Origin of the sequence: Duganella sp. CF517 (assembly GCF_900110275.1) — a bacterium.
Lineage (GTDB): Bacteria > Pseudomonadota > Gammaproteobacteria > Burkholderiales > Burkholderiaceae_D > Rugamonas.
The window spans coordinates 116,347-139,581 of record NZ_FODC01000002.1; the positions used below are offsets into that span (position 1 = coordinate 116,347).

Below are 23,235 nucleotides of genomic sequence, written 5' to 3' on the forward strand. Positions count from 1 at the left end.
CCTCACATGACTTCACCGCCGGCGACGGCGATGGATTGTCCATTCATGGCGGCCGATTCGGCCAGGCAAAGCCAGGCCACGGCGTTGGCCACCTCCCCGCTTTGCACCAGCCGCTTTTGCGGATTGCCGGCGGCCAGCTCGGCGCGGGCCTCGTCTTCGCCGCGGCCGGTCTTGGCGACGATGTTGGCGACGGCGTCGCGCACGATATCGGTCTCAGTATAGCCCGGGCAGACGGCGTTGACGGTCACGCCCTTGGTGGCCACCTCCAGCGCCAGCGCGCGGGTCAGCCCGACCACGCCGTGCTTGGCGGCGGTATAGGCGGCCGTGTAGCGGTAGCCGGTCAGGCCGGCGGTCGAAGCGACGTTGACGATGCGGCCCCACTTCGCCTCCAGCATCGCCGGCAGCGCCGCCTGGGTGCAGTGGAAGGTGCCGGTCAGGTTCACGTCCAGCATGCGCCGCCACAGCGCGGCGTCGGTTTTGCCGAACGGCGCGGCGGCCGCCTGGCCGGCGTTGTTGACCAGGATGTCGATGCGGCCGAAACGTCCGGCGGCGGCGGCGAAACCGGCGCGCACCGAGTCCTCGTCGGCGACGTCCAGCACCTGAATGGCGATGTCCGCGCCCGGCGGCGACAGCACGCGCAGCGACGCCTCGGCGGCGGCCAGCGAACCGGCGTCGCGGCCGGCCAGCGTCACGCGCGCGCCGCGCGCCAGCAAGGCCTGCGCGCAGGCGGCGCCGATGCCGCGCGAGCCGCCGGTGACCAGCGCGTGCTTGCCGGCCAATGGCAGTGCGCCCTGTGTTGTCGATCCCTGGTTCATTCGTCCGCCTCGCGTGGTTCAACCTTGTTAGCCGAGGCCAGTTGGCGCTCGCGCCGCATATTGCGCTCCATCTGCTGCTTGGCCGGCAAATACTGCCTGGGCCACGCCACCGCCGTGTAACCCAGCCTGGCCGCTTCGCACAGCGTCCACGCGGGATTGGCCAGGTGCGGCCGTCCCACCGCGCACAGATCGGCGCGTCCGGCCGCGATGATGCCGTTGGCGTGGTCGGCCTCGAAGATCGCGCCCACCGCGATCGCGCCGATGCCGGCCTCGTTGCGTATCCGGTCCGCGAACGGCGCCTGGAACATGCGGCCGTACACCGGCTTTTCCAGCTTGCTCACCTGCCCCGACGAACAATCGATCATATCGGCGCCGGCGGCCTTGAACAAGCGCGCGATGCGCACCGCGTCGTCCGGCGTGATGCCGCCTTCGACCCAGTCGTGGGCGGAAATGCGCACGCTCATCGGCTTGTGGCGCGGCCACGCGGCGCGCATGGCCGCGAACACGCGCAGCGGATAGCGGCAACGGTTCTCCAGGCTGCCGCCATACTCGTCGCCGCGCTCGTTGGTCAGCGGCGAGATGAACGACGACAGCAGATAGCCGTGCGCGCAATGCAGCTCCACCCAGTCAAAGCCCGCTTCGTCCGCCGCCCGCGTGGCGCGCACGAAATCGCCTTCGACGCGGTCCATGTCGGCCAAGGTCATGGCCCGCGCGGTCTGCGAGACGCCGGCCAGATACTGCTGCGGCGAGGCCGACACCAGCGGCCAGTTGCCGTTCTCGAGCGGCCGGTCGATGCCGTCCCACATGGCGCGGGTCGATCCCTTGGCGCCGGCGTGGCCCAGCTGCACGGCGATGTGCGCATCGCTGTGCTGGTGGACGAAATCGACGATGCGGCGCCAGGCCTGCGTATGCGCCGGCGAGTACAAGCCCGGGCAGGCCGGCGTGATGCGGGCGTCGGCCGACACGCAGGTCATCTCGGCGAACACCATCGCCGCGCCGCCCATCGCCCGCGCGCCGAGGTGCGCGAGGTGGTAATCGCCGACGACGCCGTCGACGGCGCTGTACTGCGCCATCGGCGACACCACGATGCGGTTCTTCAGCACCAGGTTGCGCACCTTGAACGGCGTGAACATCGGCGGCACGTGGAGGCAGGCCGGCGCCGGCAAACCCGCCTGGCCGAAGGCGCGGGACGCGAACCAGTCCTCGTAGCCGGCCACGTAGGCGGCGTCGCGCAGGCGCAGGTTTTCGTGCGACAGCCGCTGGCTGCGCGTCAGCATCGAGTAGGCGAATTGCGGCGCCTCCATCGCCGAATAGCGCTCGACGTTCTCGAACCATTCCATCGAATTGCGCGCCGCGCTTTGCAGCTTGGTCACCTCGACCGCGCGCGCCTGCTGGTAGGCCGCCAGCGCAGCCTCGGCATCTTCCTCCCGCCCGAAGCAGCGCGCCAGCTCGATCGCGTCCTCCAGCGCCAGCTTGGTGCCGGAACCGATCGAATAGTGCGCCGAGTGGGCGGCGTCGCCCATCAGCACCACCGGCACCCGCTTGCCGCCGGCGTCGTTCCAGTGCACCCATTGGTCGCAAACGATGCGCGGGAACTTGATCCACATGTTGGCCCCTTGCAGATGGGGCGAATTCGACATCAACGCATGGCCGTCGAGCTGCTCGGCGAACAACTGCTCGCAATAGGCGATCGCCCCGGCCTGGCTCATCTCGTCCAGCCCCGCCGCGCGCCACACCGATTCCGGCGTCTCGACGATGACGGTCGACGTCTCGCCGTCGTACTGGTAGATGTGGGCCTGGAACCAGCCGTGCGCCGTTTGCTTGAAGGCGAAGGTGAAGGCGTCGAACTTCTTGCGCGTGCCCAGCCACACAAAACGGCATTCGCGCGCCTCGATCCGCGGCCGGAAGCTGTCGGCGTAGCGCGCGCGCGTGCGGCTGTTCAAGCCATCGGAGGCGATCACCAGATCGGCGCCGTGGCGCGCGGCCAGTTCCTGGTCGTCGCGCACCTCGGTTTCGAACACCAGCGACACGCCCAGTTCCTCGCAGCGCTTCTGCAAGATGTTGAGCAGGTGCTTGCGGCCGATGCCGCAAAACCCGTGGCCGCCCGAGGTCACCTTGCCGCCTTTGAAGAAGACGTCGATGTCGTCCCAGTGATTGAACGAGCGCAGGATCTCGCGCGCGGTCGGCGCGTCGGCGTTCATCAGGTTGCCCAGCGTCTGGTCGGAAAACACCACGCCCCAGCCGAAGGTGTCGTAGGGCCGGTTGCGCTCCACCACGGTGATGTTGTGGGATGGACTCCGCTGTTTCATCAGCAGGCTGAAATACAGGCCGGCCGGGCCGCCGCCTATGCAAAGGATGTTCATGGATTTTCCGAACGCAGTTTAAAGCGCTGCAGCTTGCCCGTCTCGGTGCGCGGCAGCGCCTTGACGAAACGGATCGAACGTGGATATTTGTATGGGGCGATTTGCTGCTTGACGAATTCCTGCAACTGCGCCGCCAGTTGCGGCGACGGCGCGGCGTCCGGCTTGAGCACCACATGCGCTTCGACGATCTGCCCGCGCTCTTCGTCGGCCCGGCCGATCACGCCGCATTCGGCCACGGCCGGGTGGCGCAGCAGCGCGTCCTCCACTTCCGGGCCGGCGATGTTGTAGCCGGCCGAGATGATCATGTCGTCGATGCGCGAACGGTAGTAGAAATAGCCGTCGGCGTCCATTTCGTAGGCGTCGCCGGTCAGGTTCCAGCCATCGAGCACATAGTCGCGCTGGCGCGCGTCGGCCAGGTAGCGGCAGCCGGTCGGGCCCTTGACCGCCAGCCGCCCGATCACGCCCGGGCCGGCCGGCTTGCCGTCGTGGTCGAGGACGCAGGCCTGGTAGCCGGGCACCGGCTTGCCGGTGGCGCCGCGGCGCACCTGGTCGCCCGCCGCCGAGATGAAGATGTGCAGCAGTTCGGTCGCGCCTATGCCGTCGATCATTTCCAGCCCGGTGGCGCGGCGCCAGGCCTCGCGCGTCGCCGCCGGCAGCGCCTCGCCGGCCGACACGGTGGCGCGCAGGCTGGCCAGGTCATGGCCGCCGGCCACCTGCGCCATCTGCGCCATCTGCCGGTAGAACGTCGGCGCCGTGAAGCACACCGTGGCGCGGTATTTTTCGATCGCCGCGAGCAGCGTTTCCGGCGTCAGCTTCTCCAGCAGCACCGCCGCGGCGCCCACCCGCAGCGGGAACAGCAGCAGGCCGCCAAGGCCGAAGGTGAAGGCCAGCGGCGGCGTGCCGATGAACACATCGTCGGCGCGTGAACGCAGCACCGAGCGCGGGAAGCAGTCGCAGACCGCCATCACGTCGCGATGAAAATGCATGGTACCCTTGGGGACGCCTGTGGTGCCGGAGGTGAAGCTGATCAGGCAAACGTCGTCGGCCGCCGTGTCGACCGCCTCGAAACTGGCCGGCTGCGCGGCCATCAGCGCCTCCAGCGGGCAGTCCTGGCCGCCGAACCACAAGGTGCGCTCGCGCACCGCTTGCGGCAAAGGCGGATCAACCGCCTCCAGCTCGGCGCGCAGCGCTTCGGCGCACAGCACCGCGTTGATCTCCGACTTGCCGGCGATGGCGGCCAGCTCGCGCGCGCGCAGCAGCGGCATGGTGGGCACGGCGATGCAGCCGCACTTGATCACCGCCAGGATGCACGCGGCCATCATCGGATTGTTGGCGCCGCGCAGCAGCACGCGGTTGCCGGCTTCGAGCCCCATCGGCCCGCGCAGCACGTGGGCGATGCGGTCGACCCGTTCGCGCAGGCCGGCGTAGGTCCAGCTTCCCTGTTCGCACACGATGGCGGTGCGTTGCTCGAGATCGGCGGCGCCGTTCAGCAACTCCCGCACGCAATTGAGGCGCGGCGGGTACTGCAGTTCGGGCAGGTCGAAACGCAGCTCGGGCCACAGGTCCGCCGGCGGCAAATGGTCGCGCGCGAAGTGGTCGGTATGGGCGCTGGCGCGCGCGGAACTGTCGGTGGCTTGGTTCATGGTCGCCCTGAAGTGGCAATGTCGAAGATACTTTAAACCTAAACTATCTCGGCATCAAGCCCAAAATGCGCGACAAACCCAGAGCGAAATCAATACGCGGATCAGGCGGAGGTGCTGTTGCGGACCGATTCGGCCTGCCGATCGACCGCGCGCATCACCTCCGACAGCACCGCCTGGACCGCCTGGCTGGACAACCGGTCAGGCTCCAGGCCGTTCAGCGCGGCCGCGGCGCCGTCCAGTCCCAGTGTCACGCAGCCGGCGTGCAGGCGCTCGATCCGCGCCTGCGCCTCCTGCTGTCCGCCCCTGGCCAGCAACGCATCGAGATCGCCGCCGGCGGCGGCCAGCTGGTTGTGGAAGCCGCTCAGATACACCAGCAGGCGCTCCGCGTTGATGCCGAGCCGGCGCAAGGTCGCCGCCGGGTCCTCGGCCTGGTGTCCGGCATCGCCGGCCGCCTGGTCGAGGAAGCCGGCCAGGTGGACGCGCACCTGCTCCGCCTGGAACGGCTTGACGATGTAGCCGGCGGCGCCGGCCTGGGTAGCTTCCTGCAAGGTGTCCTTGTCGGAGGCCGACGTCACCAACACGAACGGCACGCCCCGCAGATCCGCGTGGCCTTTGACGTGCTGCAGCAACTCCATGCCCGACATGTTGGGCATGCGCAGGTCGCAAAAGCAGATCGCCGGGCGCAAGCCTTGCTGCAACTGCCGCCATGCGTCGGCGCCGTCCTCCGCTTCCACGATGTCGAACTTGCCGCAGCTGTCGATCAGATGCATCAACACCATGCGCGAGACGACGTCGTCGTCGACTACCAGAACTTTCATGTCACTTCCCGTCCCTTTGATCCCACATTATAAACAGGGCTTAAATCCCGGTGTCGCCGGCTTAAACCCAGGTCGCGAGCACGCCCGCGAGCCGGCGCGGCGGCTTACAGCGTGCTAGTCGCTCCGGCCTGTTCCAGCAAAACGCGCAGCGTCGACATGGCGTCGGCGATCCGCTTCCAGTCGCCGTGGTCGGCGCACAGTTCCAGCTCGCCGCACAAGGCCTGCAGCTCCTGTTCCTCCAGATAGCCCGCGCTGCCCTTGATGCCGTGCAGCAGGCGGCTGGCGGTGTCGCGGTCGCCGCCCGCCAGCGCCCGCTCCAGCTCCGCCAGGCGCAGCGGCGCGTCCTGGTGGAAGGCGCCGCGCAGGCGCGCCTTCAGATCGCCGCCGGCGCCGCTGTGCTGCGCCAGCCTGGCCGGCTCCGAGGCGGCCGGTTCGACGCCGAACATGGCGTCCAGTTCCGGCGTGCCGATGGCGGGATGGCGGCGCGGCTCCATGCGCGGCAGGCTCACGCCGCGCTGCAGCTGGCGCTCGATCGCGCGGCTCAACTGGAAGTGCAGCTTGTCCTCGTCGATCGGCTTGGTGAGGAAATCGTCCATGCCGGCGGCCAGGTAGCGGCTGCGGTCCTCCTCGCTGGCGTTGGCGGTCAGCGCGATGATCATCAACTCCTGGTCGCGCACCGGCGACGCCGCCGTGCCGCCGGAGCGGATCAGCCGCGTGGCGCTGGCGCCGTCCATCTCCGGCATGCGGCCGTCCATCAGGATCAGATCGTAGCGCGTCAGCGAACAGGCCTTGACGGCCAGCGCGCCGTTGGCGGCGATGTCCACCTTGTGGCCCAGGTCCTCGAGCATCATGCGGATGATGATCTGGTTGGTCGGAAAATCCTCGGCGCACAAGACCTTGAGCTGGTGGCTGTGCGGCTCGCGCGGCAGGTGCGGCACCAGCGGCGGCGGCGCGCCGTTCGCCAGCGGCAGCTCGAACGAGAACACGCTGCCCCGCCCCGGCGTGCTGACGGCGCTGATGCTGCCGCCCATCAGCTCGACCAGCTGGCGGCAGATCGCCAACCCCAGGCCGGTGCCGCCGTAGCGGCGGGTGGTGGAGGCGTCGGCCTGCTCGAACTGCTGGAACAGGCGCGGAATGGCGTCGGCCTCGATGCCGATGCCGGTGTCGGCGACGGTGAAGCGGATGCGGTTGACCGCGTCCGTGCGGCCGGCCCGCGCCTGCGCGCCGCCGCGGATGTCGTCGCGCGCATCGTCCGGCGCGCGCTCGACGCGCATCGTCACGGCCCCGTGCTGGGTGAACTTGAAGGCGTTGCCGACCAGGTTGACCAGCACCTGGCGCAGCCGCGTCGGGTCGCCGACGACGAACTGCGGCAAGCCCTCGCCGAACTCCAAACTGAAACCGACGCTGTGCGCGACGGCCTGCTCCTCGAACAGGCCGACCACGTTGCGCACCGCCGCCGACAGCGAGAAGTCGATGTTCTCGATGGTCAGCTTGCCCGCCTCGATCTTGGAGAAATCCAGCAGGTCGTTGATGATCGACAGCAGCGACTGCGCGTTGGCCTGCCCGCGCAGGATCTGCTCGCGCGTGCTGTCGTGCAGCCGGCCGTCGCGCAGCGCGAAGCCCAGCATGCCGATCACGCCGGCCAGCGGGGTGCGCATCTCGTGGCTCATATTGGCCAGGAACTCGGACTTTTGCCGGGTCGCGTCCTCCGCCTTCTGCTTGGCCAGGCGCAGGCGTTCGTCGTTGTCCTGCAAGGCGCGGTTGGCCAGCGCCAGCTCCTCGGTGTGCAGGCGCACCTGCTTCTCCTGCAACAGCAGCTGGTCCTGCGTCTGGCGCAGCGTTTGCAGCGCCTCCTCCAGCTGCTGGTAGGCGCGGGCGTTTTCCAGCCCTGCCACCGCGTGCGAGGCCAATGTCTGCAGCATGTCCATGTGGACCCGCTGATAGCTGTTCTTCTGCGTGCTTTGCACGCAAATCAGGCCGACCACCTTGTCGGCGGCGATCAGCGGCGCGTACAAGGTCGACTGCGCGGGGGCCAGCTGCACGCCATCCTCGCGCACGCACAGCATCACCGAATCCAGGCCGGAATCGTCCATGTAGTCGCGGTACTCGCCGCGCATGTCGTTGATGAAGATCGGCTTGCCGTTCGTGACGCACCACACGGCCAGCTGGTTGGGCTCATCGAGCCGCCGCTGGTAGGGCAGCGTGCGCACGCCGCCCTCGATCGCGAACGGGAAATCGATCACGCCGTCTTCTTCGCGCACGAAACCGATGCCGAAGATCTGCGCGCTCATCAGATGATGCACGTGACGGTACAGCGTCAGCATCGACGTTTCCATGTCCAGCGTGGCGCTCAATTCGCGTCCCAGTTCGCTCAGCACCGAGATGTTGCGGTGCGCCTGCTCGACGTTTTCCTTTTGCCGCTCGACTTCCCGCTTCTGCCGCTCGGTGTCGACGCGGCGCTGTTCGGCCTCGGCGCGCTGGGTTTCCGCCTCCAGCCGGCGCAGCTCCAGTTCCTGCTTCTGCTGCTGCAGCAGCTGGTTCTTGTGCTCCACTTCGGCCGTGCGCGCGCCGACCAGCAGCTCGAGCCGCTGCTGCTGGCGGCGCAGGCTGCGCACGCGCGCGTGGTAGGCCGCATAGGCGCCGCTCAGAAGCAGCACCGCCATCAGGCTGCGGAACCACCAGGTTTTCCAGAACGGCGGCAGGATGGTGATCTGCAAGGTGGCCGCGTTGTCGTTCCAGATGCCGTCCTTGTTGGCGGCCTTGACGCGGAACGTATAGGTGCCCGGGTCCAGGTTGGTGTAGGTGGCGAAGCGCTTGGTGGCGTCGGTGACCACCCAGTCCTCGTCGAAACCCTGCAGCTGGTAGGCGAAACGGTTGCGCTGCGGCGCGGCGTAGTGCAGCGCCGCGAACTCCAGCGAGAACACCGAATCGTTCTCGCTCAAGGTCAGCGCGCCGGTGTGCTCGATGGCCGAGGTCAGCACCTTCGGATGATCGCCCTGCCCGGCCCTGACCGACTTGTTAAAGATCTGGAAGTCGGTGATCGCCACCGTCGGCGCCACGCTGTTTTCGCGCACGTCCCCGGGCGAAAAGGCGGTGATGCCGTTGAAGCCCCCGAAGTACAGCGTGCCGTCCGGCGTGCGCAGCGCGGCGCCGTCGAAGTAGGCGCCTTCGATGGTGCCGTCGGCGCCGCTGTAATTGCGCACCAGGCCGGAGTCGATGTTCAAGCGCGACAGGCCGCTGTTGGTGCTGAGCCAAAGGTTGCCGGCGTTGTCGGGCAGGATCGAGGCGATGGCGTCGTCGGCGATGCCGTCCTTGCGCAGGTAGCGCCGGAAGCGGATCGCGCCGTCCGGGGCCACGTCCATCCGGTTCAGGCCCGCCGCCGTGCCGACCCAGATCGTGCCGCGCGCGTCCTCGTACAGGCAGTGCACCTCGTCGTGACTGAGGCTGAACGGATCGGCGGGGTCGCGGCGGAAATGGCGGAAGCGGCCCGTCTTGCGGTCCAGCAGATCGAGGCCGTTGAAGGTGCCCACCCACAGCTGGCCGCGGCGGTCCTCCAGGATCGGGCGCACCACGTTGTCGGCCAGGCTGGCGCCGTCGGCCGGATTGTGGCGGTAGGTGCGCACGTCCATGGTGCGCGGGTCGAGCCGGTGCAGGCCGCCCCGGCTGGCGACCCACAGCATGCCGCCGCGGTCGGCGACGATGTTGCGCACCGTGTCGCTGCCGACGTCCGCGCTCATGAACGACACCGCCCGCATCGCGCCGGTGGCCGGATTGAGGTAGTTGACGCCGGCCCGTCCGCCGATCCACAGGTTGCCGCTTTTTTCGCGCAGCAGCGCGGTGACCTGGTCGTCGCTCAGGCTATTGGGGTCCCTCGGATCGTGGCGCCACACCCGGCTCTCGCCGGTGACGGGGTCGTACAGGTTCAAGCCGCCGGCGCTGCCCAGCCACAGCTTCGAACCGCCTTCGGCGACGATCGCCCGCACCTTGTTGTCGGACACGGAGTTGAGCATGTCGGACTGGCGCACGATGCGCGCGAAGCCGCCGCTGCCCATGTCGACGCGGCTGACGCCATCGTTCCAGGTGCCGACCCAGAAGGTGCCGACCCGGTCGCGGAACAGCGCCGATATCTGGTTGTCGGCCACGCTGTGGCCATCGCTGAACTGGTGGCGGTACTGCGTCAGCCGGTTCTCCGCCGGCAGCCAGCGAAACAGGCCGTCGGCCTGGGTGCCGACCCAGATCTGGTTCTCGACGTCCTCGTACAGGGTGGTGACGCCGACCCCGGGGTTGATGCCCTCGCGCGCGCCCAGGCGGCGGCGCTGCGGCTCGACGCCCAGCAGGCGCCATTGTTCCAGCCCGCCCATGGTGCCGATCCACAGCGTCTGCGCGCTGTCGACCTGCAGCGACAGCACGGCGTTGAAGCGGCTGTCGCCGCCGGCGTCCATCGTGTAGTGGCGGAAGTGGGCCGCGCCCGGCGCCAGCATATCGAGGCCGGTGGCGGTGGCCACCCACAGGCGCCCGGCGGCGTCGCGCGCCAGCGCGTTGACCTGGTCGTTGGCCAGGCTGCCCGCATCGGCCGCGTCGTGGTGCCAGCTGGTGAAGCGCTTGGTGGAGGGGTTGAAGTGGTGCAGGCCGTCGGCGCTGCCCACCCACAGGCCGCCCAGGCCATCGTCGACGATGGCGCGCACGTGGCGGTTGCCGTTGCCGCGCTGCCCCGGCTCCTGCGGCGCGAAGTGGGTGAAATGGCGCGTGGACGGATCGTACAGATCCAGGCCGCCGTCGGTGCCGACCCACATGCGGCCGGTGCCGTCGACGTGCAGCACGCGCACCCAGTTGTCGACCAGGCTGTTGGGGTCCGAGACGGCGCTTTTGTAGGTGACGGTGCGGTAGCCGTCGAAGCGCGTCAGGCCGGCCTGGGTGCCGAGCCAGATGAAGCCCTGCGGGTCCTGGGCGATGGCCAGCACCGATTCCTGCGCCAGCCCGTTCTCGACGCCGAGCTGCTCGAAGCGCAACGTGCGCGGCGGCGCGGCGGCCCATGCGGCGGCCACGCCGAGTCCCCACAACAGCAGGAGCGGCACCAGCAAGTGTCCGAACAATCGTCGAAATTGGCGTCTAATACACGGCAAAACGGTCCCGCAGTCGGTGGTCAGGATTAAAATCAGGAATCGAAGAAGGCCAGCACGTCCTCTTTACGGGCTTGGGTGTCGCGTTGGCCGAGCCGGATCAACTCGCAAGTATAAGTCGATTCGAACAATAAATACGAGGCCAATGCCGCGCCGCGGGTCTCGGTCGCGCCGATTCCGGACAACATGGTGCGTATCGGCGACGGCAAACTGGCGATATGGCGGCTGGCGATATCGTCCAGGCGTTCGGAGGGCGCGATCACCAGCAGCTTGACCGGCTTGAGGGGTGTTTGCTCGAGCAGCTCGGGCGGCAGCATCGACAAGGTCTTGTTGATGCGCTCGAGGCGCTCGATGTCGACCGCCAGCGAATCGAGGAAGATCGACGACATCGCGTGGCCGGCGATCTGCGCCAGGCTTGGATAGCGCGCCGCGCTTTTTTCGGCGGCGCTGCGCGCCGGCTCGGTCAGGCGGCCGGCCCCCACCACCAGCACCTTGCTGGCGCCGAGGTGGATCGCCGGCGAGATCGGCGCCAGCTGGCGCATCGAGCCGTCGCCGCAGTATTCGCGGTGGCCGCCCATGTACAGCGGCGTGGCCGGGAAGATGAACGGGATCGCCGACGACGCCAGCAGGTGCTCGACGCCGATCTGGTCCTGCAGCGCCACGCGCTGCATGCGTATCCACGGCGCGATGTCGGCGGCGGTCTGGTAAAACGTCAGGTGGTTGCCGGCGGTGTAGGACGAGGCGGTGACGGCCAGCGCGTGCAGCAGGCCCTCGGACAGCGCGGCGTCGAGGCGCGGCAGGTCGAGCATGCGGTGCAGCAGGCCGACCAGCGGCGTGTTGTCGAGCAGCGACGCCGGCGGCGCGGCGCGCCACTTGCGCAGCAGCCAGCCGAACGACAGCAGCGACAGCCAGCGCGCGCCGGAGCGGATCACGCCCAGCGAATCGGCGCGGTAGACTTGTTCGACCTCGATATGCTGCCAGACGTCGAGCAGCTTTTGCACGCCCTCGCCGAAGTTGTCGGCGCGGCAGGCCAGCGCGGTGGCGTTGATGGCGCCGGCCGAGGTGCCGCAAATGATATCGAAAGGGTTGCGCGCCGGAGGCCAGCCCGCTTCCCATAGTATCTCCGAGATGGCCTGGAGGACGCCGACCTGGTAGGCCGCGCGGGCGCCGCCTCCGGTCAGGATCAAGCCTGTTTTCTTTTGAATTCCCATGCGCCAAGGTTATCAGGGTATGCGCCGTTTGGGGAAGGCGGCGGGCGCTTTTCGGCGACTTTGCCACACACCCCGGGGCCGGCGCCGGCCGCCGGCGCAACCATCAATCCCCCAGTACGATGCCCTCGCGGCGCGGATCGGCGCCGCCAAACCACTGCGCCTTGCCGTCGACGACGCGGCGCTGGATGCCCTGCAGGCCGGAGTTCTGGTCCGATTCGCGTATCTGGTGGCCGCGCGCCTTCAGCTCCCCGATCACCGCCGGCGCCACGCGCCCGGCCTCGATCTCGGTCGGGCCGTTGCGGCTGCCCATGTTCGGCAGGCTGATGGCCTGCTGCACGTCGAGCTGCCAGTCCAGGGTCCCGACCAGCACCTTGGCGACGTAATTGATGATGGCCGAGCCGCCCGGCGAACCGGTGGCCAGCACCAGCCGCTGCGTGCCCTTGTCGAACACCAGCGTCGGCGACATCGCGCTGCGCGGGCGCTTGCCGGCCTGCACCCGGTTGGCGATCGGACCGTCGGCGTCCTGGGAGTCGAACGAGAAGTCGGTCAGCTGGTTATTGAGCATGAAGCCGTCGACCATCTGGCGCGCGCCGAAGGCGTCTTCCACCGAGGTGGTCATCGACAGCCCGCCGCCGAAGGCGTCGACCGCGACGAAGTGCGACGTCGACGGCTTGTCGATCGCGGTGTCGGCGCCCCACGCCACCTGCATGGTGGCCGGCGTGCCGTAGTTGGCGCGGCCCATCGAGCGCTCGCCGATCAGCGAGGCGCGCTGCGCCAGGTAGGCCTTGTCCAGCATGGCGCTCACGCCCTTGCCCGGCAGCGGCACGAAATCGGTGTCGGCCACGTAGCGGTTGCGGTCCGCGTAGGCCAGCCGGCCCGCCTCCGAGAACAGGTGGATGCCTTCGGCGCTGGGCATGCCGTCGACCGGCTTGTACGGGCTGATGTCCTTGACCTCCAGGATGCCGAGCATCTGGGCGATGGCGATGCCGCCGGACGACGGCGGCGGCGCGCCGCACACGGTCCACGCCTTGTAGTCGCTGCAGACCGGCGCGCGCTCCCTGGCCTGGTAGCCGGCGATGTCGGCGGCGGTCAGCTTGCCCGGATTGGTCGGATGCGAGGCCACCTTGGCGGCGATGTCGCGCGCGATGCGGCCCTTGTAGAAGGCGTCGGCGCCGCCGGCGGCGATCTCGCGCAGCGTGCGCGCCAGTTCCGGATTTTTCAGGATGTAGCCGACCGGGCGCGGCTTGCCGTCGTCGTCGAAGAAGTATTTTTTGGCGACCGGATCGCGCGCCAGGTAGCGGTCGTAGGAAATCAGCGCGTTCAGGCGCGGGCTGACCGCGAAGCCCTCGTCGGCCAGCTTGATGGCCGGCGTGAACAAGGTTTTCCACGGCAGCTTGCCATGCTGCTTGTGTGCCAGCTCCAGCATGCGCAGCACGCCGGGCGCGCCCACCGAACGGCCGCCGATCACGCCGACCTCGCGCGAGACGGCCTTGCCGTCGGCGTCCTGGAACAGGTGTTCGTCGGCCGACGCCGGCGCCGTCTCGCGGCCGTCGTAGGATTGCACGCGTTTGCCGTCCGAGTAGAGCATGAAGGAGCCGCCGCCGATGCCCGACGATTGCGGCTCGACCAGGGTCAGTACCAGCTGGGTGGCGACGGCGGCGTCGATCGCCGCGCCGCCCTGCTTGAGCATCTGGTATCCGGCCTGCGTGGCCAGCGGGTTGGCCGCGGCGACCATGAATTTTTGCGAGGACTTGCCGGTCTTGTGGGCGTAGCCGGTGGCGATTTCCGGCGCAGAATCCGGAGTAACCGCGGGCGTCGCGCGTTGCGCGTAAACCGGCGCGTGCAAAACGGCCAACAGCGGTATGGCCAGTGCGGCGCTGCGCGCCAGTGTCTTCAAACGAATCATGGGCTCTCCAAATAGAGGGCGCGCCTGCCGGGAAATGCCCCACCTGGGCGCGCCCGATCACTCTGGCATCCTACACGAAATCGTTTAAACCGTTTTACTTCGCTTGCATGCGGATAGCGCCGTCGAGACGGATGGTCTCGCCGTTGAGCATCGTGTTCTCGATGATGGCCTTGGCCAGATGGGCATATTCGTGCGGCTTGCCCAGGCGCGGCGGGAACGGCACCATGGCGCCGAGCGCGTCGCGCACCTCGGCCGGCATGCCCATCAACATGGGCGTCTCGAAGATGCCCGGCGCGATGGCCATGACGCGGATGCCGCTGCGCGCCAGGTCGCGCGCCATCGGCAGGGTCAGGCCGGCGACGGCGGCCTTGGACGACGCGTAGGCGGCCTGCCCCATCTGGCCATCGAACGCCGCCACCGAGGCGGTGTTGATGATGACGCCGCGCTCGCCGGTATCGATGGCGGCGTTCTTGCCCATCGCCTCGGCCGCCAGGCGCGCCATGTTGAAGGTGCCGACCAGGTTGATATTGATGGTGCGCTGGAACAGCTCGAGCGAATGGGCGCCCTCCTTGCCGACGGTCTTGGCGGCCGGCGCGATGCCGGCGCAGTTGACCAGGCCGCGCAAGGTGCCCACCGCCACGGCCGCCGCGACCGCGCGCACGGCGTCGGCCTCGGCGGTCACGTCGGTCTGCACGAAAACGCCGTTCAACTCGTCGGCCAGCGCCTGGCCGGCCTCGGCCTGCACATCGGCCAGCACCACCTTGCCGCCGGCCTCGACGATCATGCGCGCCGTCGCCGCGCCCAGCCCGGAGGCGCCGCCGGTGATGAGATATACATTGTCTTGAATTTGCATCAGGTCTCCAATGGTGTGTATTTGCCGCTCGGCTTATGGTCAGCTTATGCCAACGTTACGTTTACGTAAACGTCAAACGCCATTGTAGCTAAAATGGCGGCTCGAGCGTGGAAAATTCGCCCCCTCCGCCACGGGGCGTCAGCGCCCCCGCACCACCGTGATGCCGACCGAGGTGCAGGCGTAGCCGTAGAGCTCGAGTTTGAGGTGGGCCGGTCCCTCGGTCGGGGTCGGCGTGGCGAACGGCGGCGTATCGACGTAGCCGTCGAGGAAATGGGCGTCGGGGGCGACGGCGAAGGCGTCGACCTGGTGGCCGCGCTCGCGCAGTTCGGCGATCAGCGCGTCGAGGTCGCGGCGGCGGTACAGCACCGTGTCGCCGCTTTCGACGGTGGCGTCGTTCGAGCTCAGATTGAACTCGGTGGTATGGCAGGCGACGCCGCCGATCTTGAGCGTCTTCTCGACGCTGTTGATGATGAAATCGATGCCCAGCCGCAGGCTGCCGAGGTGTTCCAGCGCGCACGAGGACCAGCAGAAATCGTAGCCGCCGACATCGTCGCCGATGTTGTTCATGTCGCATTCCTGGAACCGCACGCGCGCCAGGAAGTCTTCCTTGTCCAGGATGCCCTGGTACGGGATGCTGTCGATGGCGTTGCTATATTGTCCGGTGGCGCTCCAGCCCTGGGCGTTGTCGATGCTTTGCGGCGCGTCCGTGGCCGTCACGTGCATGCCGCCCTTGGCGAACAGCGCCGGCATGCGCTCGGTCCCGACGCCGAAGCCCAGCGCCCGCTTGCCGTCGCCGATGACGCCGCGGCTACGCGCGGTATGGACGATGTAGGCCCATTCCCAAAACTTGCGGTGCAACATCGGTGGAATGGCCAGGTCGCGGGCGATTTGCGAAAACTGCGGATGGTAGAAGTCGGCCGCCGAGCAGGTCGAATAGCGCATGAACGGGCCGGCGGGGTCCGTCTGGTAGAGCTCGATCGGCGGCAGGAAGATCTTGGGTGACAGCGCCGACTTGGCCTGCACCGCGTCGATGCGCTCGTTGACGAGCCGGCCCATGGCCATGTCGGCGCGCTTTTCGATGAGGGAGGTGAGCTGCTGGCTGTATCCGGCGGCAAAACGCGAAAACAGGCGGCGTAACACGGAGCGGGAGGAGGAGGGTGAACTCGTTTTCATACGTCCTTAATCGGTGCGCGCAAGACCGGCCGGCAGCCCAGCTGAAAGTTTAGGTGGCAAGAATTGTTGAAGTTAAATATAGACAATAATACTAGCCGAAAAACCAACCTAAAACCCATCCATCGCCAGCTCTATTTGAGTAAAAAGCAACACTCTTCCGAGGCGACGCGACGGCCAACTGCGCCCGTCAGCACTGCAGCCAGGCGCCCTGCCGCTGGCACAGCTTGCCTGCGGGGGTGATCGTGGTGCTGCCCGGACCGGCGTTGTGGCGGGCGCCGCCCGGGTCGTAACAGCCACCGGCGGTGCAACCGACCGCCGGAATCGGCGTGCCCGGCGGTTGCATCAGCGCTTCGATCGGCGTGGAGGGCTGGGTCTTGGGCATGGCGACCTGCGGCGCGACCTTGTTGTTCGGCATTTGCAGTATCGTCAGCGGCACCGGTCGGCGCGGCATCGGCGCGGCGGCCGGCGCCGTGCGGCACGGCTCCACCGCGAGCCGCTTGCCGTCCTCGCTGAGCTCGCACACGGGCAGCTTGGCGTAGGCGTCCTTGCCAGCCTGCGATTGCGGCTGCGACCGCGGCTGCGCCGGCGTCCCGGCGGGTGCGGACTCGCCCCACGCGTTTGCGCAAAGTAAGGATCCAAGCAGGAATGCCGCCGCCAGCGCGGCCGGTTTCAGGGATTTCATGTCATTACCTTCCAAAGTGCACCGCCTGTCTCCATTATTAGCAGGCATGGGGCCGCACGGAAGGCATTGAAACAATTCGTAACCTCCGACGATGGCGCCCGCCTACCTCGCCGGCGCGGGGCCCGCCGGTTCCGATGCCGGCGGCGCCGGCGGCGGCAGGCCCGGCGCCAGCGGCGCGCCTTCCGTCAGCGGCGAGGCCGACCGTGGCGGCGGCGGCGCATCGGCCGGCAGCGTGCGCGCCGGCGCCGGCGCGTGCGCGGCCATCACCGGCGCGCTCACCGCCAGCCAGCCCGACGCCGGCAGCAACGGCACCAGCAGCAAGGCGACGATGTTGATGATCTTGATCAGCGGATTGACCGCCGGACCGGCCGTGTCCTTGTACGGATCGCCGACGGTGTCGCCGGTGACCGCCGCCTTGTGCGCCTCCGAGCCCTTGCCGCCGAAGTGGCCGTCCTCGATGTATTTCTTGGCGTTGTCCCAGGCGCCGCCGCCGGTCGTCATCGAGATCGCCACGAACAGGCCGGTGACGATGGTGCCCATCAGCATGCCGCCCAAGGCGGCCGATCCCAGCAGCATGCCGACCACCACCGGCACCACCACCGGCAACAGCGACGGCACGATCATTTCCTTGATGGCCGACGCGGTCAGCATGTCGACCGCCTTGTCGTACTCCGGCTTGCCGGTACCGTCCATGATGCCCTTGATGTCGCGGAACTGGCGGCGCACCTCGACCACCACGGCGCCGGCCGCGCGCCCCACCGCCTCCATCGCCATCGCGGCGAACAGGTAGGGGATCAGGCCGCCGATGATCAGGCCGACGATCACCATCGGGTTGGACAGGTCGAACGAGGTGCTCCGGCCGGCCGATTCGAGCGCGTGCGTGTAGTCGGCGAACAGCACCAGCGCCGCCAGGCCGGCCGAGCCGATGGCGTAGCCCTTGGTGACGGCCTTGGTGGTGTTGCCCACCGCGTCGAGCGGGTCGGTGATGGCGCGCACCGATTCGGGCATGCCGGCCATTTCGGCGATGCCGCCGGCGTTGTCGGTGATCGGGCCGTAGGCGTCGAGCGCGACGACGATGCCGGCCATCGACAGCATCGACGTGGCGGCGATCGCCACGCCGTACAGCTGCCCCAGCTGGTACGACACCAGGATCGCCGCGCACACGGCCAGCACCGGCCACGCGGTCGACTTCATCGACACGCCCAGCCCGGCGATGATGTTGGTGCCGTGGCCGGTGGTGGAAGCCTCGGCGATATGTTTGACGGGATGGAAATCGGTGCCGGTGTAGTACTCGGTGATGTAGACCATCAATCCGGTCAGCACGATGCCGACCACGGTGCAGCCGAGCATGCGCATGCGCATCGCCTCGTCCGGCCAGACCTGCCAGGTGACGACCGCGAAGCCGATCAGCGACAGCCCGGCGGCCCACCACAGGCCGGTGTACAGCGCCGACATGATCTTCTTGCCCGGCTTGGCCTTGACCATCGAGCAGCCGATGATCGAGGCGATGATCGAGACCGCCCCCAGCAGCAGCGGATAGACGACCGCCGTGCTCGACGTGGTCATCAACAGCGCCCCCAGCAGCATGGTGGCGATCAAGGTGACGACGTAGGTTTCAAACAGATCGGCGGCCATGCCGGCGCAATCGCCGACGTTGTCGCCGACGTTGTCGGCGATCACGGCCGGGTTGCGCGGGTCGTCCTCGGGGATGCCCGCCTCGACCTTGCCGACCAGGTCGGCGCCGACGTCGGCGCCCTTGGTGAAGATGCCGCCGCCGAGCCGCGCGAAGATCGAGATCAGCGAGGCGCCGAACGCCAGCCCGATCAGCGGCTCGATCACCTTGTGCAAATTGGGCCCGAGGTCGGGCGGCAGGCCGGCGATCAGGTACATATAAAACAGCACCACGCCCAGCAGGCCGAGCCCGACCACCAGCATGCCGGTGATGGCGCCGCCCTTGAAGGCGACGTCGAGCGCTTCGTTCATGCCCTTGGTGGCGGCCTGCGCGGTGCGCACGTTGGCGCGCACCGAGACGTTCATGCCGATGAAGCCGCACGCGCCCGACAGCACCGCGCCGATCAGGAAGCCGATCGCGGTATTGATGTCGAGCAGTACGCCGATGAGGATGAGCAGCACCACGCCGACGATGCCGATGGTGCGGTACTGGCGCGCCAGGTAGGCGGCGGCGCCCTGCTGAATCGCCAGTGCGATTTCCTGCATGCGCGGGTTGCCCGCGTCCTGGCGCAAAATCCAGCTGCGTGACCATAAACCGTAAACCACGGCGATGACGCCGCAACCGACTGCTAACCAAAGACTGGCTGCCATAGATGTCCCCTTATTTTTATTGAACGAGCCTACAAACCACACTTCAGTAGCCGTCCGGTGCGGACAGCCGACTAACCTGCGAACTGCAAAACGTCAAATCGGGAGGGCATCCGGCTTGGCCGGCCTGGGAAAACCAGGGCGTAAAAAAAGCGGACACTCGGTCCGCTCTACTTTACCGCTTATTCGGCGAGCGCGGCAAACGCGCTGTCACGAATTTGTTCCACCGGACCGACGCCGGCGATGCGGCGGTATTTCGGCGCGCCAGGCTCGCCCGACTGCGCCCAGGTATTGTAGTAACCCAGCAGAACTTCGGTTTGATTGTGATACACGTCCAGACGTTTCTTGACGGTTTCCGCCTTGTCGTCGTCGCGCTGCACCAGGTCTTCGCCGGTGACGTCGTCCTTGTTGTCCACCTTCGGCGGATTGAACTTGACGTGGTAGACGCGGCCCGAACCCGGGTGCACGCGGCGGCCGTCCATGCGTTCGATGATCGACTCGTCCGGCACGTCGATTTCCAGCACGTAATCGACCACCACGCCGTTGTCCTTCATCGAGTCGGCTTGCGCGACGGTGCGCGGGAAGCCGTCGAACAGGTAACCGTTGGCGCAATCGGGCTGCTGCAAACGTTCTTGCACCAGGCCGATGATGATGTCGTCGGAGACCAGGCCACCCGCATCCATCACCTTTTTGGCGGCTACGCCCAACTCCGAGCCGGCCTTGATCGCGGCGCGCAACATGTCGCCGGTCGAGATCTGGGGGATGTTGTATTTTTCTTTGATGAAATTAGCCTGGGTGCCCTTGCCTGCACCTGGTGCTCCTAAAAGAATAAGACGCATGAAAAATTCCTAAAACAGATTTTGGATGTGGTTAGTGTTTGTGTGGAAACAGTAGAAATACTGCAAGTCCGACTATGTTGGTACGAAACTTACCACAAAACTTCGTCTAAACGCCAATTTGTGACGGCTTGCGCCGTCGTTCACGGGCAAAACAGGCGCATACAGAGATATTCCGTATGAATATCGCACTTGCTTCCTGTTTATGATTGATTTATGCCGGCCAGCTGATCTATATCAATACGGCGATGGATACAGCGACCGGACGCGCGCCAGATCTTCCGGCGTGTCGACGCCGGCGGCCGGCGCCGAGTCGGTGACGTGGACGGCGATCGGATAACCGTGCCACAGCACGCGCAGCTGCTCGAGCGCTTCGATCGATTCCAGCGGCGAGACCTCCAGCGCCGGGTAGGCTTGCAGGAAATCGTTGCGGTAGGCGTACAGTCCGATGTGACGGAGCGGTACGTAGCCGGCTGGCAGTGCTTGTTTGGACAGCGCAAAGGCGTCGCGGTTCCACGGTATGGTCGCGCGCGAAAAGTACAGGGCCCGGCCGGCCTTGTCCAACACCACCTTGACCACGTTCGGATTGAAGGCGTCGGCGGCGTCGTGCAGCGGGTGGGCGCAGGTCGACATCGGCACGTCGGCGCCGATGCGGGCGGCGGCCGCTTGCAGCAGCGCCGGCTCGATCAGCGGCTCGTCGCCCTGCAGGTTGACGACGACGGCGTCGGCCGGCAAGTTCAGGGTGCGCGCCACTTCGGCGATGCGGTCGGTGCCGGACGGATGGTCGGCGCGCGTCATGCACACTTCGACGCCGTGCGCTTCGCAGGCGGCGCGGATGTCGTCATGGTCGGTGGCGACAATGACGCGCGAGGCGCCCGCCAGCGCGGCGCGCTCGGCCACGCGGACCACCATCGGCTTGCCGCCGAGGTCGGCCAGCGGCTTGTTCGGCAGGCGCGTCGACGCCAGCCGCGCCGGGATGATGACGATGAACGGAAACACCGGGTGGAGGACGGACTGCACCGCTCAATCCACCTTGTCTTGCAGCGGATCTTGCAACGTCCGGGCCTCGTCGGCCCACATGATCGGGATGCCGTCGCGGATTGGAAACGCCAGGCGGTCGCCCTTGCAGATCATTTCCTGGGCTTTCTTATCGTACTCAAGGGGGCCTTTGCAGACCGGGCATACCAGGATATCAAGCAATCTAGCGTCCACGACATTTCTCCACGATTTGGTCGGCCAGCGCCGCATCGATGCGCGCCGTTACCGGGACGACCCATAGTCGCGGGTCGTCTCTGAGTTCTTCAATTTGCGCACATTTTACTGCATCCTTCTCGGTCATCAAGATGATATCGGCCTCCAGGCGCGCGAACGGGCGGTCGGCGAAGTCGTGATGGTCGGGCAAAGGCAGCTCGGCGATGGACAGGCCGGCGGCCTTGAGCATGCCGAAGAAGCGCGCCGGATTGCCGATGCCGGCGGCGGCGGCCAGCCGCAGTCCGGGCTGGTTCAGCGCGGCCAACGGGCGGCGCTGGCCGCGGTCGCGCAGCTGCTCCGCGTACTCGCCCACCAAGGTCATCTGGATCGGCGCCGACTTGTCGGGGTCTGACCCCGACATTGTCGTCGAGGCGGACCGAATGTCGGGGTCTGACCCCGCCATGGACTTGGGGGGCGGGCCGCCGACGGCGCGTACCAGCTCGGCGGTCAACAGCGGCGCGTTGATGACGGTGAAGTCGCGCCGGCGCGAGACCGGCTCGCGCAGCGGCCCTGCCGGCAGCAGCCAGCCATTGCCGGCGCCACGGCCGTCGAACAGGATGATCTCGATATCACGTTGCAGCGCGTAATGCTGCAAGCCGTCGTCGGTCAGCACGATGTCGACCTCGGGGTGGGCCGCCAGCAACGCGCGGCCGGTGGCGGCGCGGTCGCGCCCGACCATGACCGGACAACCGGTGCGCTGCTTGATCAGCAACGGTTCGTCACCGACCTCGGCCGGCGTCGACAGTGCGCCGACTTCGCGCGCGCCGTCGGCGTCGCTGCCGTGGCCGCGCGAGACGACGCCCGGGCGCATGCCGGCCGCCTGCAACGCTTGCACCAGCCAGATCGTCAGCGGCGTCTTGCCGGTGCCGCCGATGTAGATATTGCCGACCACCACCACCGGCACCGGCAGCCGCGACGATTTGAGCAGGCCGGCGCGGTACAACCCCGCGCGCAAGCCGCTCACCGCGCGGAACAGTAGCGATAACGGCCACAGCGCGCACGCCAGCGGGCCGCGCCGCAACCAGTTGCGCGTCAGCGTGGTTTCCAGCGCGGACGATTGATGGGGGGTGGACGCGGACACTTATTTGGCGGCAGCGGTCTGCGCGGCGAACGTCAGCTTCTCGTAACCGGCGATGCGGGCCGCCTCCATCACGTTGATCACCATCTGGTGCATCGCGAACTGGTCGGCGTTGACGATCACCACCGGCGACTTGCCCGGCTGGCCGCCCTTGCCGGCCGCCGTCTGCATCGACTGCGCCAGGCCGGCCACGTCGCGGAACGACACCGGCTCGTCGTTGATCGTGTAGTTGCCCTTGGCGTCGACGGTCACGTTCAGCTCGAACGGCTTTTCCTCCTGCTTCTGCGCGTCGGCGGTCGGCAAGGTGATCTGCAGCTCGGTGAACTTGCTGTAGGTGGTCGAGACCATCAGGAAAATCAAAATCACCAGCAACACGTCGATGAACGGGATCAGGTTGATCTCGGGGTCCTCGCGGTGCCGGCCTTTGCGGAAATTCATGCGGCCGTCCTTACTTGCGCTTGCTGTGCACGATGTCGACAAACTTCACCGCCTGCTGCTCCATCTCGATGACGAAGCTGTCCACCAGCGCGCGGAAGTGACGGTAGAACACCAAGGTCGGCATGGCGATCGCCAGGCCGAAGCCGGTGTTATACAGCGCCACGGAAATACCGTGCGCCAGTTGCGCCGGATTGGAGCCGGTGGCGTTTTGCGAACCGAAAATCTCGATCATGCCGACCACCGTGCCGAACAGTCCCATCAGCGGCGCCAGCGTGGCGATGGTGCCCAGCGTGGTGAGGAAGCGTTCCAGCGTATGCGCCACGCCGCTGCCGGCCTCCTCGATGGATTCCTTCATCACTTCGCGCGGGGCGTCGACGTTGCGCAGCGCGGCCGACAGCACCACGCCCAACGGGGAGCTTTTCTCCAGCTTGTCGATGACGCCGATGTCGGCCTTGCCGCCGCGATAGACCTGGACCACCTCGTCCAACAGCTTCTTCGGCAGGATTTTGCTGCGGCGCAGGTACAGCAAGCGTTCGATGATCAGGGCCGTGGCGACGATCGAGGCGATCAACAACAACCAGATGGGCCAACCTGCGGCTTGGAAAATAGCGAGCAAAACGAACTCCTGTAGTGATATGAAACCCGAAGGCGCAATGTATCTTGTTGGACGACACTCGGCAAGTAGCATGCGCTTGGGGAGTTCTGCACATTTTCTGTGGACAACAATGT

General features: G+C 67.3%; 17 protein-coding genes. All 17 read right to left on the reverse strand.

Annotated features, from left to right (window positions below; genetic code table 11):
• Positions 1-2 precede the first annotated feature (2 nt).
• Positions 3-815: an SDR family NAD(P)-dependent oxidoreductase gene (locus tag BMX85_RS07630; RefSeq protein ID WP_090315474.1), complete on the reverse strand. Its 813-nt coding sequence runs from the start codon at positions 813-815 to the stop codon at positions 3-5.
• Positions 812-3,178: a bifunctional salicylyl-CoA 5-hydroxylase/oxidoreductase gene (locus BMX85_RS07635; RefSeq protein WP_090315476.1), complete on the reverse strand. Its 2,367-nt coding sequence runs from the start codon at positions 3,176-3,178 to the stop codon at positions 812-814. Before BMX85_RS07635 ends, BMX85_RS07630 begins: the two co-directional genes overlap by 4 nt.
• Positions 3,175-4,821: an AMP-binding protein gene (locus BMX85_RS07640; protein WP_090315478.1), complete on the reverse strand. Its 1,647-nt coding sequence runs from the start codon at positions 4,819-4,821 to the stop codon at positions 3,175-3,177. The genes BMX85_RS07635 and BMX85_RS07640 overlap by 4 nt, the downstream gene beginning before the upstream one ends.
• A gap of 101 nt (positions 4,822-4,922) precedes the next feature.
• Positions 4,923-5,639: a response regulator gene (locus tag BMX85_RS07645; RefSeq protein WP_090315481.1), complete on the reverse strand. Its 717-nt coding sequence runs from the start codon at positions 5,637-5,639 to the stop codon at positions 4,923-4,925.
• 104 nt (positions 5,640-5,743) lie between these two features.
• Positions 5,744-10,717 carry a two-component regulator propeller domain-containing protein gene (locus BMX85_RS07650; RefSeq protein WP_373923532.1) on the reverse strand — a complete coding sequence of 1,658 codons (4,974 nt, stop codon included), beginning with the start codon at positions 10,715-10,717 and terminating at the stop codon, positions 5,744-5,746.
• Between the two features lie 77 nt (positions 10,718-10,794).
• The gene (locus BMX85_RS07655; RefSeq protein WP_090315483.1) at positions 10,795-11,970 is read right to left on the reverse strand and encodes a patatin-like phospholipase family protein; all 1,176 of its coding nucleotides are present in this window, start codon (positions 11,968-11,970) and stop codon (positions 10,795-10,797) included.
• A 103-nt stretch (positions 11,971-12,073) separates the two neighbouring features.
• The gene (gene ggt, locus BMX85_RS07660; protein ID WP_090315484.1) at positions 12,074-13,876 is read right to left on the reverse strand and encodes a gamma-glutamyltransferase; all 1,803 of its coding nucleotides are present in this window, start codon (positions 13,874-13,876) and stop codon (positions 12,074-12,076) included.
• Positions 13,877-13,970: 94 nt separating this feature from the next.
• Positions 13,971-14,729 (reverse strand): SDR family NAD(P)-dependent oxidoreductase, encoded by a 759-nt coding sequence (locus BMX85_RS07665; RefSeq protein ID WP_090315486.1) that lies wholly within the window; start codon positions 14,727-14,729, stop codon positions 13,971-13,973.
• A 138-nt stretch (positions 14,730-14,867) separates the two neighbouring features.
• Positions 14,868-15,902, reverse strand: coding sequence for a class I SAM-dependent methyltransferase (locus BMX85_RS07670; RefSeq protein WP_218147317.1), 1,035 nt, complete (start codon positions 15,900-15,902; stop codon positions 14,868-14,870).
• 187 nt (positions 15,903-16,089) lie between these two features.
• Positions 16,090-16,584: a hypothetical protein gene (locus BMX85_RS07675; RefSeq protein ID WP_090315488.1), complete on the reverse strand. Its 495-nt coding sequence runs from the start codon at positions 16,582-16,584 to the stop codon at positions 16,090-16,092.
• A gap of 102 nt (positions 16,585-16,686) precedes the next feature.
• The gene (locus tag BMX85_RS07680; RefSeq protein ID WP_090315490.1) at positions 16,687-18,906 is read right to left on the reverse strand and encodes a sodium-translocating pyrophosphatase; all 2,220 of its coding nucleotides are present in this window, start codon (positions 18,904-18,906) and stop codon (positions 16,687-16,689) included.
• A 179-nt stretch (positions 18,907-19,085) separates the two neighbouring features.
• The gene (adk, locus tag BMX85_RS07685; RefSeq protein WP_090315492.1) at positions 19,086-19,742 is read right to left on the reverse strand and encodes an adenylate kinase; all 657 of its coding nucleotides are present in this window, start codon (positions 19,740-19,742) and stop codon (positions 19,086-19,088) included.
• Between the two features lie 234 nt (positions 19,743-19,976).
• Positions 19,977-20,759 carry a 3-deoxy-manno-octulosonate cytidylyltransferase gene (gene kdsB / locus BMX85_RS07690; RefSeq protein ID WP_229210342.1) on the reverse strand — a complete coding sequence of 261 codons (783 nt, stop codon included), beginning with the start codon at positions 20,757-20,759 and terminating at the stop codon, positions 19,977-19,979.
• 3 nt (positions 20,760-20,762) lie between these two features.
• Positions 20,763-20,951, reverse strand: coding sequence for a Trm112 family protein (locus BMX85_RS07695; protein WP_090315497.1), 189 nt, complete (start codon positions 20,949-20,951; stop codon positions 20,763-20,765).
• Complete coding sequence (gene lpxK / locus BMX85_RS07700; RefSeq protein WP_143067923.1) at positions 20,941-22,071, reverse strand: tetraacyldisaccharide 4'-kinase; 1,131 nt, start codon at positions 22,069-22,071, stop codon at positions 20,941-20,943. The genes BMX85_RS07695 and lpxK overlap by 11 nt, the downstream gene beginning before the upstream one ends.
• Positions 22,072-22,506 (reverse strand): ExbD/TolR family protein, encoded by a 435-nt coding sequence (locus BMX85_RS07705; RefSeq protein ID WP_090315499.1) that lies wholly within the window; start codon positions 22,504-22,506, stop codon positions 22,072-22,074.
• Positions 22,507-22,516: 10 nt separating this feature from the next.
• A complete protein-coding gene (locus tag BMX85_RS07710) occupies positions 22,517-23,122 on the reverse strand; it encodes a MotA/TolQ/ExbB proton channel family protein (protein WP_090315501.1) in 606 nt (201 codons plus the stop codon).
• Positions 23,123-23,235: the final 113 nt, after the last annotated feature.